The sequence below is a fragment of the Pseudomonas sp. NC02 genome, assembly GCF_002874965.1.
Lineage (GTDB): Bacteria > Pseudomonadota > Gammaproteobacteria > Pseudomonadales > Pseudomonadaceae > Aquipseudomonas.
Window position 1 is genome coordinate 785,650 of the sequence record NZ_CP025624.1, and the last position, 17,079, is coordinate 802,728.

The 17,079-nt window shown below is 60.7% G+C and carries 13 protein-coding genes; 6 read left to right on the forward strand and 7 right to left on the reverse strand.

Annotation, left to right across the window (positions count from 1 at the left end; genetic code table 11):
* Positions 1–86: 86 nt before the first annotated feature.
* The 4 genes from C0058_RS03530 to C0058_RS03545 are packed head-to-tail and all read left to right on the forward strand — an operon-like array spanning position 87 to position 5,780.
* Positions 87–1,484: a TolC family outer membrane protein gene (locus C0058_RS03530; protein WP_174717771.1), complete on the forward strand. Its 1,398-nt coding sequence runs from the start codon at positions 87–89 to the stop codon at positions 1,482–1,484.
* Positions 1,481–3,664 carry a type I secretion system permease/ATPase gene (locus C0058_RS03535; RefSeq protein WP_102368029.1) on the forward strand — a complete coding sequence of 728 codons (2,184 nt, stop codon included), beginning with the start codon at positions 1,481–1,483 and terminating at the stop codon, positions 3,662–3,664. The genes C0058_RS03530 and C0058_RS03535 overlap by 4 nt, the downstream gene beginning before the upstream one ends.
* A 26-nt stretch (positions 3,665–3,690) precedes the next feature.
* Positions 3,691–4,881 (forward strand): HlyD family efflux transporter periplasmic adaptor subunit, encoded by a 1,191-nt coding sequence (locus tag C0058_RS03540; protein ID WP_087693464.1) that lies wholly within the window; start codon positions 3,691–3,693, stop codon positions 4,879–4,881.
* Positions 4,882–4,916: 35 nt separating this feature from the next.
* The gene (locus tag C0058_RS03545; protein WP_102368030.1) at positions 4,917–5,780 is read left to right on the forward strand and encodes a S9 family peptidase; all 864 of its coding nucleotides are present in this window, start codon (positions 4,917–4,919) and stop codon (positions 5,778–5,780) included.
* Here the strand turns inward: C0058_RS03545 and C0058_RS03550 are convergent.
* The 3 genes from C0058_RS03550 to C0058_RS03560 all read right to left on the reverse strand — a co-directional run bounded on the left by C0058_RS03550 (position 5,777) and on the right by C0058_RS03560 (position 10,172).
* Complete coding sequence (locus C0058_RS03550) at positions 5,777–8,830, reverse strand: UDP-N-acetylmuramoyl-tripeptide--D-alanyl-D-alanine ligase (protein WP_174717772.1); 3,054 nt, start codon at positions 8,828–8,830, stop codon at positions 5,777–5,779. The two genes, C0058_RS03545 and C0058_RS03550, sit on opposite strands and share 4 nt — an antisense overlap.
* Before the next feature lie 239 nt (positions 8,831–9,069).
* Positions 9,070–9,270: a hypothetical protein gene (locus C0058_RS03555; RefSeq protein ID WP_003212332.1), complete on the reverse strand. Its 201-nt coding sequence runs from the start codon at positions 9,268–9,270 to the stop codon at positions 9,070–9,072.
* A 557-nt stretch (positions 9,271–9,827) separates the two neighbouring features.
* Positions 9,828–10,172, reverse strand: coding sequence for a cupin domain-containing protein (locus tag C0058_RS03560; protein ID WP_003212331.1), 345 nt, complete (start codon positions 10,170–10,172; stop codon positions 9,828–9,830).
* 389 nt (positions 10,173–10,561) lie between these two features.
* Here C0058_RS03560 and kynB point away from each other — a divergent pair, with 389 nt between their 5' ends.
* Positions 10,562–11,212: an arylformamidase gene (gene kynB, locus C0058_RS03565; RefSeq protein WP_102368032.1), complete on the forward strand. Its 651-nt coding sequence runs from the start codon at positions 10,562–10,564 to the stop codon at positions 11,210–11,212.
* The gene (gene kynA, locus C0058_RS03570) at positions 11,209–12,066 is read left to right on the forward strand and encodes a tryptophan 2,3-dioxygenase (RefSeq protein WP_008436669.1); all 858 of its coding nucleotides are present in this window, start codon (positions 11,209–11,211) and stop codon (positions 12,064–12,066) included. The genes kynB and kynA overlap by 4 nt, the downstream gene beginning before the upstream one ends.
* A gap of 177 nt (positions 12,067–12,243) precedes the next feature.
* On the opposite strand, the gene C0058_RS03575 is transcribed toward kynA, so the two are convergent.
* The 4 genes from C0058_RS03575 to antA form a co-directional block, all read right to left on the reverse strand.
* Positions 12,244–13,644, reverse strand: a complete 1,401-nt coding sequence (locus C0058_RS03575; RefSeq protein ID WP_003212324.1) for an amino acid permease — start codon at positions 13,642–13,644, stop codon at positions 12,244–12,246.
* 71 nt (positions 13,645–13,715) lie between these two features.
* Positions 13,716–14,723, reverse strand: coding sequence for an anthranilate 1,2-dioxygenase electron transfer component AntC (gene antC / locus C0058_RS03580; RefSeq protein WP_102368033.1), 1,008 nt, complete (start codon positions 14,721–14,723; stop codon positions 13,716–13,718).
* A gap of 170 nt (positions 14,724–14,893) precedes the next feature.
* Positions 14,894–15,385: an anthranilate 1,2-dioxygenase small subunit gene (gene antB, locus C0058_RS03585; RefSeq protein WP_102368034.1), complete on the reverse strand. Its 492-nt coding sequence runs from the start codon at positions 15,383–15,385 to the stop codon at positions 14,894–14,896.
* On the reverse strand, positions 15,385–16,776 hold the full coding sequence (gene antA / locus C0058_RS03590; RefSeq protein WP_003212318.1) for an anthranilate 1,2-dioxygenase large subunit: 1,392 nt from the start codon (positions 16,774–16,776) through the stop codon (positions 15,385–15,387). Before antA ends, antB begins: the two co-directional genes overlap by 1 nt.
* Positions 16,777–17,079 lie beyond the last annotated feature (303 nt).

Consider the following 17,079-nt stretch of genomic DNA (forward strand, 5'->3'; position numbering starts at 1 on the left):
CATCAGGTTTGACAACAGTCAGGTGACTAGCAGTGAGGCAAAAGAGTTTGGCCAAGCAGCTGTCTGCCGTAATTCTGGCAGTCGCAATGATCGCGCCCGAGCGTGCGCCGGTCATGGCAGCGTCGTATATCGACGATGAAGAACGCGTCAACATCATCAGCCCGAGCAACCTGGGCACACATTTACCCGGCGGGCCAACGGGCGTCAGCGCACCGGTGGCACCCGAGCACGTCATACCGAGCAACCTTGACCTGACACGCGCCATTCAACTGGCGGTGGAATGGCACCCGGCAATTTCCGAGGCGATCGGCCAGCTGTACCAACAAAACGAGAACGTGAACATCGCCCGTTCCGGTTATTACCCGCAAGTCAGCGGTGGCTTCAACTCCGGCTACGACAGCGGCCTGAGGGGCAACGGCCAGAGCCGTGCGTTTTCGTTGTCGGCGTCGCAGATGCTTTATGACTTCGGCAAGGTCTCAAGTTCTGTCGACAGTGCGCTGGCACGGGTCAGTGCCAGCCAGGCGTCGGTGTTGCTGTCGATCGATCAGGTGGCGCGCGATACCTCGTTCGCCGTGATCGAACTGCAGCGCTCGCAGTTGCTGGTGCAACTGGCTCGCGAGCAAATCGACGGCATTTCGGCGATTGCAGAGCTGGCCAAAAAGCGCAGCGACATGGGCGCCAGCACCCGTTCGGACCTGATCCAGGCCCGCTCGCGGGTCGAGGCCTCGGTGGCGACGCAATTGCAATTCACCGCGCAATTCAATCGCTGGCGCAGCACGTTGAGCAGCCTGCTTGGGTCGCAGGCGCCAGTGAGCGTGGTGAATGGTTTTCCGGCAAGCCTGGAGCAATCCTGCGTGGGCGTGGTACCCGATACGGCAGTCACGCCGACCCTGCTGATCGCCCAGGCGCAGCGTGTCGATGCGCTGGCGCTGATTGCACAAGCCCGTGCCGAGGCGTTGCCGACCGTGTCGCTGGACCCGTCCATCACGCACTACCTGGACAACAACGACGACAGCAACGTCCCCGGCGGCCGCGACCGTACCCGTTATGGCGTATTTCTCAACGTGAAAATGCCGCTGTACCAGGGCGGCGCAATCACCGCCCGCAAATCCGCCGCGCAACAGGCCCTGCGTTCCGCCGATGCCGCCAACGACGCCGCGCGCCTTGCGGTTCGCCAGGGGTTGCTGGAGGCGCGGGATCAAATCTCAAGCCTCAGCCAGCGACTATCCACCCTGGATTTTCGTGAGCGCAGCATCTCCGAAACCCGCGACCTGTATCGCCAGCAGTACCTCGAACTGGGCACACGGCCGTTGCTCGACCTGCTGAATGCCGAGCAGGAAATTCACCAGGCACGCATGGACCGGGAAAACACCGCCGCTGACCTGCGCCGCCTGAAAATCGATTGCCTCTACAACACGGGCGCACTGCGCACGGCGTTCCACCTGGACAACAGCACCCTGCAAGGTGTGGAGATTCGGCCATGAATGATGCTGTGATGCTTGCGGACGAAACCAACGCAGTACAAACACCGCTGAACCCGGCGCCCGCAGTGGATTATGAAGTGTGGCTGGAGGCCGTCCTGAGCGTGGCCCGGCATTACCGCCTGGAATGCTCGGCCCAAAGCGTGCGCATCGCTGCACAATGGACCGAAGGCGCTTCGGTGGAAGAGGTGGTACGGCAGATGGCCCGCCAGGCGGGGTTGAACTGCGTGATTGCCGACTTCAGCGAAACCACGCTGATGCAGCGCCAATTACCGGTGGTGCTGCAATTTGCCGACGGCCAGGTGGGTGTGCTCGAAACCCTCGGCGACGGCGACAACCTGGGCATCGCCTACAGCGGCGACGGCGGCCTGCAAAGCCGGCTCACCCGCCAGGACCTGTTGGAGCAAGCGCGCAAGAGCGTGATTCTGCGACCCATGGCGGCAGTGCGTGACCGGCGTGTCGACGACTACATCAAGCCTTACGAGAAGGCGTGGTTCAAAAACATCGTGCTGCGCGACCTGCGGCCCTATGGCTATGTGATGCTCGCGTCGCTGGTCACCAGCGTGCTGGGGTTGGCCGGGGTACTGTTTTCGATGCAGGTGTACGACCGGGTGATCCCGGCCGAATCCATGCCCACCCTGTATGTGCTGTTTGGCGGGGTGATGCTGGCGCTGGTGTTTGATTTCATCATGCGCATCACCCGTGTGCGCATCACTGACATGCTCGGCAAACGCGCGGATCTGCGCGTTTCCGACCTGGTGTTCGGGCATGCCATTCGCTTGCGTAACAGCGCCCGGCCGAAGTCCACCGGCTCGTTCATTTCGCAGCTCAAGGAACTGGAACAACTGCGTGAGCTGATCACCTCCAGCACCGCCACGGCGCTGGCCGATCTGCCGTTCTTCCTGCTGTTTCTGGTGATCTACTGGTTGATCGCCGGCCCGCTGGTGGCGGTGCCAATGGTGGCTGTGCTGTTCCTGATAGTGCCCGGGCTGTTGGCGCAGAAAAAACTCGCGGCACTGGCGAATGAGTCGATGCGTGAAAGCTCGTTGCGCAGCGCCATGCTGGTGGAGACCATACAAGGCCTGGACGACATCAAGGCGTTGCAGGCCGAACAGCGCTTCCAGCAACAATGGAATCACTACAACGCCACCTGCGGCGACGCCAGCCTGCGCCTGCGCCTGCTCACCAACAAACTGGTGGCCTGGAGCAACAATGTGCAGGGCTCGGTGTTTGCCGTGGTGGTGGTGTTCGGTGCGCCGATGGTCATGGCCAGCGACATGACCACCGGTAGCCTTGTCGCGGCGTCTATCCTGGCGTCGCGGATGATGGCGCCGATGTCCCAGATCACCCAGGTGCTGACGCGCTGGCAGCAGGCCAAGGTTGCGCTGCAAGGCCTGAACCGGATCATGGAATTGCCGGTGGACCATCCCGAGGGCAGCAAGCGCGTGCACCTGCCGGTGATCAAAGGCCAATACGCGCTGAGCCAGGCCACATTCCAGTATTCCGACGATGCCCCCGTGCCGGCGCTGCGTGTGGCCGACCTGAAGATCCAGCCGGGCGAGCGCATCGCGATTCTGGGGCGTAACGGCGCGGGTAAATCCACGCTGTTGCAGGCATTGGCCGGGATGCTCGACCTCAAGGCTGGCACCATCAGCCTGGATAGCGTTGCCCTCAGCCACATCGACCCCGCCGACGTGCGCCGCGACGTGGGGCTGATGACACAAAACTCGCGGCTGTTCCACGGCACGCTGCGCGACAACCTGATCATGGGGGCGCCGCATGCCAGCGATCAGGAAATCCTCCAGGCCCTGGCGCTGACCGGTGCGGGCGACTTCATCGGCAAGTTCGCCGACGGCCTGGACCACATGATCCTGGAAGGTGGCCTGGGCCTGTCGGGCGGGCAGCGTCAGTCGCTGCTGCTGTCGCGGCTGATGATTCGCCAGCCGCATATCGTGTTGCTCGACGAGCCCACCGCGTCCCTGGATGAAGCGACCGAGCGCCAGTTGATCCACAACCTCGACCGCTGGGCAGCCCACCGCACGCTGATTATCGCCACGCACCGCATGAGTGTATTGAGCCTGGTGAATCGGGTGATCGTGGTCGACAACGGCCAGATCATCGTCGATGACAGCAAAGCCAACGCGATTGCGCGCCTGTCCAAACCGAAGGGGAAAACCCAGTGAAAAGCCCTGCGCCGAAAACCATACCCCTGCTCGCCACCGAAGACGAAGGCGCCCGGCATACCCACGACGGCGTGGATGAACGCACCGTGGTGCGCGCCACGCGCGTGGTGGGCTGGGTGTTTGTCATGCTGATTGCGTTTGGTGCCTGGGCCTACTTTTTTGAAGTGGACGAAGTCTCGACGGGCAGCGGCAAAGTCATCCCGACCTCGCGTGAGCAAATCATCCAGTCGCTGGAAGGCGGCATCGTCACGGAGTTGAATGTGGGGGAGGGCGATATCGTCAAAAATGGCCAGACGTTGGCCAGGCTTGACCCGACCAAGACCGAATCCAACTTTGATGAAAGTGCCGCCAAGTACCGGGCGTCGCTGGCCAGCGTCGCGCGTTTGCAGGCCGAGGTAGACGGCAAACCGTTACTGTTCCCCCCGGAACTTGAGCGTTACCCCGCACTGGTGCGCGCCGAAACCGACCTGTTCAACACTCGGCGCAAGGGCCTCGAAGAATCATTGGCCGGCGTGCGTTCGTCGCTCGGGCTGGTGCGTAGCGAGCTGGAAATCACCGAAAACCTGGCCAAGGTCGGCGCCGCCAGCAACGTTGAGGTGTTGCGCCTCAAGCGCCAAAAGGCCGAGCTGGAGTTGAAACTGACCCAGGCCCGCTCCGAGTATATGGTGCGGGCCGGTGAGGACCTGGCGAAGGTCAATGCCGACGTCGAGACGCTGTCGTCAGTCATGCGCGGGCGCTCCGACTCGGTGACCCGCCTGACCCTGCGCTCGCCGGTGCGCGGTATCGTCAAGGGGATAGAGGTCACCACCATCGGCGGGGTTATCCCGCCCAACGGGCGCCTGATGCAGATTGTGCCCCTGGATGAGCAGTTGTTGATCGAGGCGCGTATCTCCCCGCGAGATATCGCCTTTATCCATCCCGACCAGGTGGCCAAGGTCAAGATCACCGCCTACGACTACGCCATTTATGGCGGCATGGACGGCAAGGTCGTGACCATTTCTCCGGACACTATCCAGGACGAGGTCAAGCCAGAAGTTTTTTACTATCGAGTGTTCATCCGCACCGACGCTGACACCTTGAAAAACAAGGCCGGCAAGTCGTTTTCGATTGTGCCTGGGATGATTGCCTCGGTGGATATCAAGACCGGCCAGAAAACCGTGCTCGACTATTTGATCAAGCCCATGAACCGTGCGCGGGAGGCCTTGCGCGAGCGTTAGGCGAGGTGGCTGTGGCCAGGTTTACGTTGTGGTGGATGCTGTTGTGGGCCGGCGTGCCGGGCGCGTGGGCCCTGAGTGAGGGGTCGACACCGTTGCTTTGGAACACCCCGGCCGACCAGTCGACCTGCAACCAGGTCGACTCTTCACTTTGGGTCGAGTTGGCCGGGGGCGATGAGTGCATTCGCTATTTTTCCGGGGCGGTGCTGAGCCGTGCGCCCGTGGTGATCGTGATGTTTCATGGTGACCGCAACGTGGAAATGCACCGCTCGCCCGAGTCGATCCGTGGCAATACCCTGGCCGCCAAGGCCAGGCAGGCCAAGGCCCTGAGCCGGCGTGCGGGCGTACCGGTGGTGATTGTGGCGCGACCTGGCACCTACGGTTCCAGCGGCAACCATGGGCAGCGGCGCCAGGCGCGGGAATTCATTGTGCTGGACGCTGCGCTCAACGAGCTGCGCAAGCGTTACGGCATCGGGCAGTTTGTGTTGCTGGGGCACAGCGGCGGCGCCACGGTGGCCGCGGCGTTGTTGACCTTGGGGCGTACCGATGTGAAGTGTGCAGTGATGACTTCCGGCGCGTTTGCCCTGGTGCAGCGCGCGCAGATGTTGCGTCAAAGCAAAGGCCTGCCTTCGCGTCCGGGACGCGACACCAATGGTTTATTGCACCCCTACGATCCCCTGGAGCACATGGCCGGCATTGCCGTTGCGCCTGCGCGGCAGTTGTTCGTGATTGGCAGCGTGGATGACCAGGTAACCCCATTTGTGTTGCAGGAGCGTTTTTACCGGGCGTTGATTCGCGCCGGGCATCAGGCGCAGTTGGTCAAGGCGCAGGGTGTGCCTGCGATGTTTCACCAACTGCGCAATGACATTGGCCTGAAGACAGCAGCGGGCTGCGCGGGCTAACCCGCCGGCACCGCCTGTTCGGTCGTGTTCAGCCAATCACAGATCTGCGACAACCCGGTACCACCGGAGCTTTTCACCAGTACCCAATCCCCCGCCTGGAACCACTGGCCGGGGTGGCGCGCCAACGCCTGGCCTAATGCCGTGGCATCCTCGAACCACTGCACTGACAGCTCACTGCGCAGCACCCGGTACACCTCACGCATCAGCGGCCCGCACAGCACCAAATGCCGGGGCGCCGCCGCGCGCAGCGAGTCAGCCAGTTCCAGGTGGTAGCGCTGGGCGTCGGGGCCCAGCTCCAGCATGTCGCCCAACACTACTACCCGGTGCCGCGAGGCCACGGGCAGGTCGGCCATCGAGCGCAAGGCCGCAGCCATCGAGCCCGGGTTGGCGTTGTACGCATCGTTGATCAGCTGGAAATGCCCGTCGGTGCATTTGATCGAGCGGATATTGCCGCGACCTTCCACCGGTTGGAAGCCGGTCAGCACTTCCAGTGCCTGGTCGGCGTCAAGCCCGGCGGCGAACAGCGACGCCAGCACCCCCAGTGCGTTGAGCACCATGTGTCGGCCGCGAGCACTCAGGCTGAAATCCAGCCGTTGCGTGTCACGTTGCGCGGTGACGTAGACCCGGTCGGCCTCGCTGCACACGTCGAGCAGGCGCACATCGGCATCAGCGTGTTCGCCATAGCTGGTCACGTGCAAGCGCGCGACTTCGGCGGCCTGGGCGAACACCTCGTAGTGCGGCATATCGCGGCACAGCACCGCGTGCCCACCCGGTGCCATCGAGCGGAAGATCGCGCTCTTTTTACGCGCCAGGTTTTCCAGGGTGCCATGGTATTCCAGGTGCGCCGGAGCCAGCCCGGTCACGATAGCAATGTGTGGGCGCACCAGCTCCGAGTTAATCGGCATGCGGCCCACGGCCATTTCCAGTACCCAGAATTTGGCCGGCCGGGGCATGCTCGCCAGGTTCCAGGCGATCCCATGGGGCAGGTTGGCGTTGGCCTCGGTGTGGCCCACTTCGCCCCAGTGTTTCAGGGCGTGGCCGAGCATGGCGACCACGGTGGTTTTACCGAAGCTGCCGGTGACGCCGAACACCTGGCCAGTGAATTGCTGCCTGGCGTATCGACCCATTTGCAGCATGGCCTCGCTGGTATCGGCGACCTGTAACACCGGCAGGCCGCTGTCCAGGTAGGGCGTCGGGTCTACACACAAGAACGCCGAGGGGCGCCGCTCAGGACTGGCCTGGGCCCAGCGCAGCGCCGACTGCACTTCGTTCGGTCCCACCTTGCTGGGGTGCCGATTGAGCATGCGCTGGGGTTTGAAAAACTGCATGGACGGCGTCAAACCCGACGTGTACCAACCGGGCGGTGGCTGTTTGGCCCAGGTGCCGTGTGTCACCCGAGCCAGGGTGTTGGCGTCCCAGACCCAGCCGAGGGGCGCTGCGTCCTGGGCCAGGCTCACTTGCGGCGCGCCGTCGAGCAGGTAGCGGTGGTAGGCAATCAGCCCCGAGAGGTAATGCTCCACGTCGTCGATGCGCACCCTGAACGCGTGGTGACGGATAAAAAACGAACCGGCAATGCGCGCAGGATTGGCGAAATACATCGCCGTTTCCGGCCAGAAATACCCGTTGAACAAGTAGCGCGCACGATGATGCAGGGCGCGGTAAAACGCGTGCAGGTCGATCTCGGTGAGCAGGTGGCGCAATTGCGCTTGCTGGGCGATGCGTTCGAGCATCTGCTGCGCAGCCATCATCAATTCCAGTAGCGTCGGAAAGGTGGTGATGCGCTGTTGCACGAACCCCAGATAACCGGCGACGTTATTCAGGCCGAAGCGGAAATACTTTTCGTCAGGTCGGTAGCGGGTCAGTTCGTTCACGCAATAGCTGAGCCAGTGATCGTGCTCGCGCCAGTGCTGTTTTTCGATGAAGTAGTCGAAGGCTTTTTCCACCACGGTTAACCAGCGCTCATCGCCGGTGAGGCCGTAGAGGCGGATCAACCCGAACGCGGCCTCGCCGTCGTAGTAGATGATCCGGAACGCCTCTTTGACGGTAAGGTCACGGCCATGCAAGACGTGCACGAAGGCGCCGGTGGTCGCGTCCTGCATCCAGGCCATGCCATTGGCCAGGGCTTCCAGCACGGGTAGGTAGTGGCGGGTGCCGGTGACTTCGCTGTATTTGACCAGCGCCAACAAACACACGGCATTGCCACCCAGTTTGATCTCGTCACCGGTGTCCAGCAGATACGCCGCCACACTGCCGTCGGGCAGCACGTAGGACTTGATCAGTTCCTGGGTAAGGTAGGCCAGCGAGCGGTCGATGGCGGATTTAAGCGCCTCATCGCCGGTCAGTGCCCAGGCCTCGATCATCGAATAGGTGGTACTGGCGTGGCGCAGGGTGTTGTAGTTTTTTATCGCCCGGTCAAAGCACGGGAAGTAGCCGTAGACGAACTGGCCGCTGTCCTGCACCTGAGTGCTCAGGTAGCTTGCGGCGCTGATGATGCTCGCCTTTACCATGCCGGGCTCCAGCGCTGCGAGGGTGCGCCAGCCGGTTTCTGTCGGGCCAGGGTTCAGCGGGTGGGGCACGCCGTCTTCGGCACAAAAAACGCCCTTGGTGTCGAACAGGAACACGGGGGTCTCGGGTTCAAGTGTGGCGATCAGGTCGGCTGTATTGAGCCCGGTAAAACGGCGCCTGGCGTACACCGAAAAATTGCCGGCATTGAAGCTCGCGTGATTGATAGCGTTGCCGCCATACAGGATCGCGTTGGCGTTCAGTTCCTGTTCGGTGATCGCGATGTGCAGCGCCGCATCGAAGGCGATGCCGCGCCGGAAGTAATTACGCTTGTGGCGCTTGAAGCGCGCATTGAGTTCGGCCCAGGTGATGGCGGTTACGTTGATCGCGCATTCGACGCGTATCCATGAACGTTCGACGATGTTGCCTGACTGCGCACGGTCTCGTTCGTAGGCTCCCTGCAAGCGCTGCACACCGGTTTGCCAGGCGGCTTCGAAGTTATCTGCCGTGATATGAAAAACATGCGCGCGCTGGGTGCCGTCGCTCATGGAGAAAAACAAGGTACAGGGCTGCGCGGTGTCTGATGATACAGCAGGCCCGTTCATTTCTTTGCTTAGATGAGCATAACAAGCAAGCCATTGCTGTTTCACAGGCATAGTTCATCACCAGTCTTTAACTTGGAGAGGGGTGGCGCGCAGTGTTCATGATTAAACTGCGCGCCAGCTGATAAATAAGCAGAAAGTTATGCCGCACAGTTTTATAAAGGCAAATTAACCAGGCTTATATATCAAGAGCAGAGCGATGAATCCTCTTTCTCCGGCTCCAGCACGGAGGGCGGGACTTGGCTCTCGTATTGCTGGAGATGGTCACGAATCAGCTTGCGAATAACCTGAGAAATAGTAAGGTCAACTTCCTCGGACAGCGACTCCAGACGCTGCTTGGTCGGGAAGTCGATGAGAATGGTCAGACGTGTTGTTTTTTCAGGCATTTTCTTGATCCTTTTGCAAAAGCGCGGTCTCGACTGCCGCGTGCAGTAAGTGCTGGAAGACGTGTGGAGTCCTTAGAACAAACCAATGGGGTAATCAACTGATTCATTGGAGTCTAATTCAAATCGCTGCGCGTTTTCCATCAATGTGCAGTGAAGGTTGCGATTATGTGAAGTTCTGCACCTTCTCCGTACCTCTTATTATCATCGGGTTATAATGCTATGAGATTCGAGTATAGACCGGTTGCAAGAAAGCTATCTCAAAGTGTAGGGGGTGTCAAAAGTCAATCTTATCTATAACTAAAGTAGTGGTTGTACTGTTTGGTGAGTTTGATTATGTATTTTGCGCATTACGTCATGAGATTTTTTCAAGAACTTGGCGCTCACAATATTCTGTCACAAAATACTAATTGATTGTTTTCGAATATCAAGGGTTGTTGTCACGAATAACAGCGATTGTTATTGGAAGAGGGGCAGGGAGGTGCTGCTTTTATCAGAAGGGCGCGACGGTCGTCGTTGAGGTAAAAGGGGCCAGGGCGACCCCTTTCCAGGAGGTGGGATCAGGCAAACACAAAATACTTACGCACCGTCTCGACCACTTCCCACGTCCCCTTCATCCCCGGCTCCACCACAAAGATATCCCCAGCCCGCAAATGGATCGGCTCCAGGCCGTCCGGGGTGATCACGCAGTAGCCTTCCTGGAAGTGACAGTATTCCCACTTCACATACTCCACCCGCCATTTGCCGGGGGTGCAGATCCAGGTGCCCATGATCTTGCTGCCGTCCTCGCTGGTGTAGGCGTTGAGGTTGACGGTGTGCGGGTCGCCTTCGAGTTTTTCCCATTTGCAGGCGTCCAGCACCGGCAGTGGATGGGTGTCGCGCAGTACGGTGATTGGCTTGGACATGATGATTCCGAGGCAGTGGAAGGGAAGTCCGAACCCTATCGCCTTGGGCGGCCCGCCAGTGGTCTGGACTCGACATCGGGATGCCCAGAAGCGCAGTCATTTGCACAGCCGTGAGTCACTGCCAACCCCTGTGGGAGCCGGGCTTGCCCGCGATGGCGGAGTGTCAGGCGATGGAAGGACACGCTGTGCCGACCTCATCGCGGGCAAGCCCGGCTCCCACAGGGGATATTTGTTGTTTGAAGGATTGAGTCGGTACGAAATATCTGTGCGCCAATCAGCCATTTCCTCGCAGTAAGTGCGAAAGATTTCCCGCTTTGCGCTGGAATTCGCAAGAATATTTACAGCCGGCCCTCGTATCATTCACCCCAGTAACGACCGAGAGCCTTGAAATGAATCCAATAAAAACGTGGTGGGACATCAGCCCGCCCTTGAGCACCGCGACCCCGACCTGGCCGGGTGATACGCCGTTTCAGGAAGAGCGGGTCTGGCAGTTCGGCCCCGAGTGCCCGGTGAATGTCGGGCGCATCACCCTGTCGCCCCACACCGGCGCCCATGTGGACGCGCCGTTGCACTACAGCACGGACGGCGCGCCGATTGGCGAAGTGTCTCTGGATGTGTACATGGGCCCGTGCCGGGTGCTGCATTGCCTGGGCAGCGGCGCGCTGGTGCAGCCGCATCAGTTGGAAGGCCGCCTGGAAAACCTGCCGGAGCGTGTACTGTTGCGCACTTATCAACAGGCGCCGCTGGATGCCTGGGATTCGAATTTCACCGCCGTCGCCCCGCAAACCGTCGAGTTGCTGTTCAGCCTCGGTGTGCGCCTGATCGGTATCGACACACCGTCCCTGGACCCGCAGCAGTCCAAGACCATGGACTCCCACAACGCCGTCGCCCGGCATGGCATGGCGATTCTCGAAGGCATCGTCCTCGACGACGTGCCGGAGGGAGATTACGAGTTGATCGCGCTGCCGCTGCGTTTTGCCAACCTCGATGCCAGCCCGGTACGAGCCATTCTCCGCCCGCTCAAGGAGCCCACGCGATGAGCCAGTGTCCTTTCTCCCCTGACTACCAGCCGCCGGAAGAATGGCATAACGCCGAGCTGAATTTTTCCGAGTCCATGAGCTACGGCGACTACCTGGACCTGGGCAAAGTGCTCAGCGCCCAGCACCCGCTGTCGCCGGACCACAACGAGATGCTGTTCATCATCCAGCACCAGACCTCGGAGCTGTGGATGAAGTTGATGCTCCACGAACTCAAGGCCGCCCGCGAACACGTGCGCCTGGGTGAGCTGCCGCCGGCGTTCAAGATGCTGGCGCGGGTGTCGCGGATCTTTGACCAACTGGTGCACGCCTGGGCGGTACTGGCGACCATGACGCCGTCGGAGTACAAGTCGATCCGCCCGTACCTGGGGCAGTCGTCGGGTTTCCAGTCGTTCCAGTACCGGGAAATCGAATTCATCCTCGGCAACAAAAGCGCGGCGCTGTTGCGGCCTCACGCCCACCGGCCGGAGTTGTTGAAGGAGCTGCAGGTGGCGATTGCCACGCCGTCGCTGTATGACGAGGCGATCAACCTGATGACCAAGGCCGGGCTGGCGATCGACCCCAAGCGCGCCGAACGCGACCCGACGGCGCCAACGGTTCACGATGATTCCGTGGAGGCGGCGTGGCGCGAGGTTTATCGCGATCCGAGCCGGTATTGGGACCTGTACCAGTTGGCCGAAAAGTTTATCGACCTGGAAGATTCCTTCCGCCAGTGGCGCTTCCGCCATGTCACCACCGTGGAGCGGATCATCGGCTTCCAGCCTGGTACGGGCGGCACCGAAGGCGTGGGCTACCTGCGCAAGATGCTCGACACCGTATTGTTCCCCGAGCTGTGGCGAGTGCGTTCCACGCTGTAATCAAGGCCCAACAAAAAGCCCCGGTACTCATCAGTACCGGGGCTTTTCATTTGCAATACGATCCAAATGTGGGAGCGGGCTTGCTCGCGAAAGCGGTGGGTCAGTCAATACATCAGGTGACTGACACGACGCCTTCGCGAGCAAGCCCGCTCCCACACAAGCCCGCTCCCACATGGGTTATTGCGCTGTTACTGCCTTCGCGTTGTTCAACCGCAACCGGTACGCCACATAGATAATCCCGACCCAAACCGGAATCGCATACACCGACGCCCGTACGCCCGGAATCGCCAGCATCACGCAGATGATCATCAGCATGAACGCCAGGCACAGGTAGTTGCTGAACGGGAACCAGAAGGTCTTGAACGACGGCACCACGCCTTGCTCGCCCATGGCCTTGCGGAACTTGATGTGGGTCAGGCTGATCAGCGCCCAGTTGATCATCAACGAGGCAACCACCAGCGCAAACAACAGCTCCAGTGCGTCATGCGGCGCGACGTAGTTGATCACCACACACAGCAGCGTCACCAGGGCCGAGATGCCCAGGGCACGCAGCGGCACGCCTTGCTTGTTCAACTTCATCAGCGCTTTCGGCGCGTCGCCTTGCTCGGCCAGGCCGAACAGCATGCGGCTGTTGCAGTACACGCCGCTGTTGTACACCGACAGTGCCGCGGTCAGGACCACGAAGTTGAGGATGTGGGCGGCGGTGTCGTTACCGATCAAGGAAAAGATCTGCACGAACGGACTGCCGCTGTAGGCATCGCCCGACGCGCCGAGGGTTTGCAGCAGTTGGTCCCATGGGTACAACGACAGCAGCACGGTAAGGGCGCCGACGTAGAAAATCAGGATCCGGTACACCACCTGGTTGATCGCCTTCGGGATCACCTTGCGGGGTTCGCTGGCTTCGGCGGCGGTAATACCCACCAACTCCAGGCCGCCGAACGAGAACATGATGAACGCCATGGACATCAACAGCCCCATGCCGCCATTCGGGAAGAACCCGCCGTGGCTCCACAGGTTGCTCACCGAGGCTTGCGGGCCGCCGGTGCCGCTGAACAGCAGGTAGCAGCCGAGCACGATCATGCCGACAATCGCCACCACCTTGATGATCGCGAACCAGAACTCGGTCTCACCGAAGAACTTCACGTTGAGGGTGTTGATCAGGTTGACCAGCACAAAGAACACCACCGCACTGACCCAGGTCGGAATTTCCGGCCACCAGAACTGGATGTACTTGCCCACCGCTGTCAGCTCGGCCATGCCCACCAGCACGTAGAGTACCCAGTAGTTCCAGCCGGCGAGGAAGCCTGCGTAACCGCCCCAGTACTTGTGGGCGAAGTGGCTGAAGGAGCCGGCCACCGGTTCCTCGACGATCATTTCGCCCAGCTGGCGCATGATCAGGAACGCGATGAACCCGGCTACTGCATAGCCCAGGATCATCGACGGCCCCGCCGACTTGAGCACGCCCGCCGAGCCGAGGAACAGCCCGGTCCCGATCGCCCCTCCCAAGGCAATCAGCTGAATATGCCGGTTCTTCAGGCCACGCTTGAGGCCCACCGGGTTAACCATGTCATCCGCCATTAACATTCCCTTCTACTTGTTTTTTTCAGGGTTGATCGCACACCGAACCAGCCCCTCAAACCGCTGAGGGGTCAGATATTACTCTCGGTAAACTTTTCGTAATACAGCTGAACGCCATCAAGTGCCTGATCCAGCAGCCATTGTTTGATGGATTCGACCATCGGAGGGGGGCCGCAGACGTACATATCTGCCGATTGATCCCGCAATTCGGCCAGGTCGAAATGCTCGGTGAGGTAGCCGCGTTTGCCGGCCCAGTCCGAAGGTGGGTCGCTGAGTACCTCGGTGTAGCGAAACCCCGGGATCGTATCGGCGTAGGCTTTTATGCGTGTTGCCTCGCATAAATCGGCCGCACCCCGCACGCCGTAATACAGGTGCACCGGCTGTTGGCAGCCGCTGGCGGCCAGGTCATCGAGCATGCCCAGCAGCGCCGATAAACCAGTGCCACCGGCCACCAACACCAGCGGTCGGGTGACATGCCGAAGGTAGAAGGCACCCAATGGCGCTTCCAGCAGCAACTCATCACCGACCTGGCAGCGTTCGCGAATGTAGTTGCTCATCACGCCATCGGGCAGCAGGCGGATCAGGAACTGCAACTGATTGCCCGGGCGGTTGGCGAAAGAGTAGGAGCGCCAACTGTCGGTGCCGGGAATCGACAGGCGGGCATATTGGCCCGGCAAAAAGTCCAATGGGTGTTCAAGCTGCAGGTGCAGGATCGCGGTGCTGGCCGAGACCTGTTGCACTTGGCTCACCGTACTGCGGATTTGTACTGGCCCCGGCGCGTTGCACAGGCTGGAATCAAAATCGAAGTAGAACGCCGCATCGGATTGGACCCGGGTCTGGCAGCTGAGCATTTTGCGTTGTTGCAGGTCGAGGCTGGAGAGGGCTTCCTCGTCTACGTAGTCCTGGCTGTAGTCGCCGGACTCGCAGCGGCCCTGGCAGGTGCCGCATACGCCTTCGCGGCAGTCGAGCGGGATCTTGATGCCGTTGCGCAACGCCGCATCCAACAGGATCTCATTGGCGCCCACCGGGAAAAACAGGGTCTTGCCGTCGGCAAAACTGAAGGCCACTTTGTGATTCATTCGCAGAACTCCGCGAGTTTGATTTTCTATGCCTGCGATTTACCTGTGGCGAGGGAGCTTGCTCCCGCTGGGCTGCGCAGCAGCCCCAAAAAGCCGGGGGCGCTACGCACTGGAGCGCCAACCCGGTCCAGCGGGAGCAAGCTCCCTCGCCACAGGTGTAATGCATCAGGTCACAGGTGATAGAAATCCAGCACCGAGTTGATGGTGTCGTTGAGCAGCAGCGCGTGCTTGCGGGTGATCAACCAACTGTCGCCATCGGGCTTGAGGCTGTAGGTGGCGCTGCCATAGAACTGCTCCGACGTCGCCAGCCGATAGAACAACGTGTGCCAGTTCAACTTCACTTCCAGCAGCCCGCCCGGTTGCTCGGCAATCCGCACGTTGTTGATCAAATGCAGCGTCCTTGGCATCGGCGTGGCCGACGCAGCCTTGCCCGTACGCAGGCGAAACACCCGATCCTCCAGCCCCGAGCGGTTGGCGTAGTAGATCAACGACATTTCGCGCTTCGGGTCGCGGGTGTAGACATGTTCCGAATCCCACTGCGGCAGGTGGAATTCACTCTGCGGGTCGAACAGCTGCACGTAGGCGTCCCAGTCCTGGGCATCGCACAGCTCGGATTTACGATAAAAAAACTGCTCGATCCGGTACTGCAATTGCGCATTCATCATTCCACCTCCCGCAGTTTCAGGGCTTGCTGGTCGAGCCCGTCCAGCAGGAATTTCTGCCAGTTGCGGTGCTGGTTGACGTACAGCCCTTCGTGGGTGAATTCGGTGCCGGTCATCGCCGGCTGGATACCGATGGATTCGCTATTGGGGGTCGGCCCGGTTTCCCAGCGGTGGCTGCCACGGGAAATATCGCTCCAGCGCTCCAGGCGGCCCTGGAAGCCGCGCTGGGCTTCGCGAAATTCCACCAGGTCATCCGGCGTGCCCATGCCCGAGACGTTGAAGAAATCCTCGAACTGGCGAATACGGTTTTCACGGTCGGCGTCAGACTCGTTCTTCACCCCCAGGCACTGGCTGATGATTTCGGTCTTGTTCCACGCGATGGGCCGGATGATCCGCAGCTGCGAGCTGATCTGGTCGAGGAAGAACAGGCTTGGGTAGATGTTCAGGTTGCGTAGGCGGTGCATCATCCATTCGGCTTTTTGCTGGCCGTGTTCTTCGATCAGGCGCGGCATGATGGTGGCGTAGCCCGAACGCACGGTGGGGTTGGGCATGTCGCTGAACAACAGGCTGTGGCCATTGTTGAAGGCGAACCAGCCGTCATCGGTGTTCGCGTCGCCGGCGCCGAGCTTGCTGTAGTCCAGTGTCGTGCCCGAGCCGGTGCCGTTTTCCGTATTGACCTGCTGGCGATGCTGCACCGTGGCCACGTAGTTGTAGTGCACGGTGCTGACGTGATAACCGTCCAGGCCGTTCTCGTTTTGCAGTTTCCAGTTACCGTCGTAGGTGTAGGCGGACTTGCCCGGCAGCACTTCCAGCTCACCGGTGGCCGATTGGGCGACCATCATGTCGAAGAACACTTTGGCGTCGCCGAGGAAATCTTCCAGGCTGTTGGTGCCGTTCACGTCGAGGCTGATGAAGACGAAACCCTTGTAGCTCTCGATCCGCGCTTTTTTCAGGCCGCGAGTGGCCTTGTCGAAGCCTTCCGGGTATTCCCCCGGCGCCTTGACCTTCACCAGCCGGCCATCGCTCTTGTAGCACCAGGCATGGAACGGGCAGGTAAACGTGGACTGGTTGCCCTTGCCAACCCGGGTCAGGGTAGTGCCGCGATGCTGGCAAGCGTTGATCAGCGCGTTGAGCTGGCCTTCGCCGTCGCGGGTGATGATCATCGGCTGGCGCCCGGCGCGCATCGTCACGAAGTCGTGCTTGTTGGCCAGTTCGCTCTCGTGACAGGCATAGATCCAGTTTTTTTCGAAGATCAGCTCCATTTCCAGCTCGAACAACTCCGGCTCGGTGAACATGTCCCGGGCGATGCGGAACACCTCATCCACCGGACGGAAGTCCAGGCAGCCTTCGATAAAGCTTTTCCACTGCTCGACGCTTCTTGCACCACTCATGGGAGGCACCTTTTTGATAATGGCTAGACGGGTAGGCCATTAAGAGGCTGCGGCGGGGCACCGGGCTATCCGGTTAATGGGGGAAGGTGGGCCACTTAGTTGGGCACGAAATACCCACGGCGGTGCAGGGCGGTGGCGGAATGCGCTACTGTCTTGCAAGGCGATTGTCGGAAAAGTCTGCTTGTTATCCACTTAGTCGACGGTTGCTATCCACCCAGTGGCGATCCCGCTGGCGTGGCGCAAAACTTGCTGTCGATCTACCAGGACGCGCCGTCAGAGCGCGCCGGCCACAATTGCCGTGGG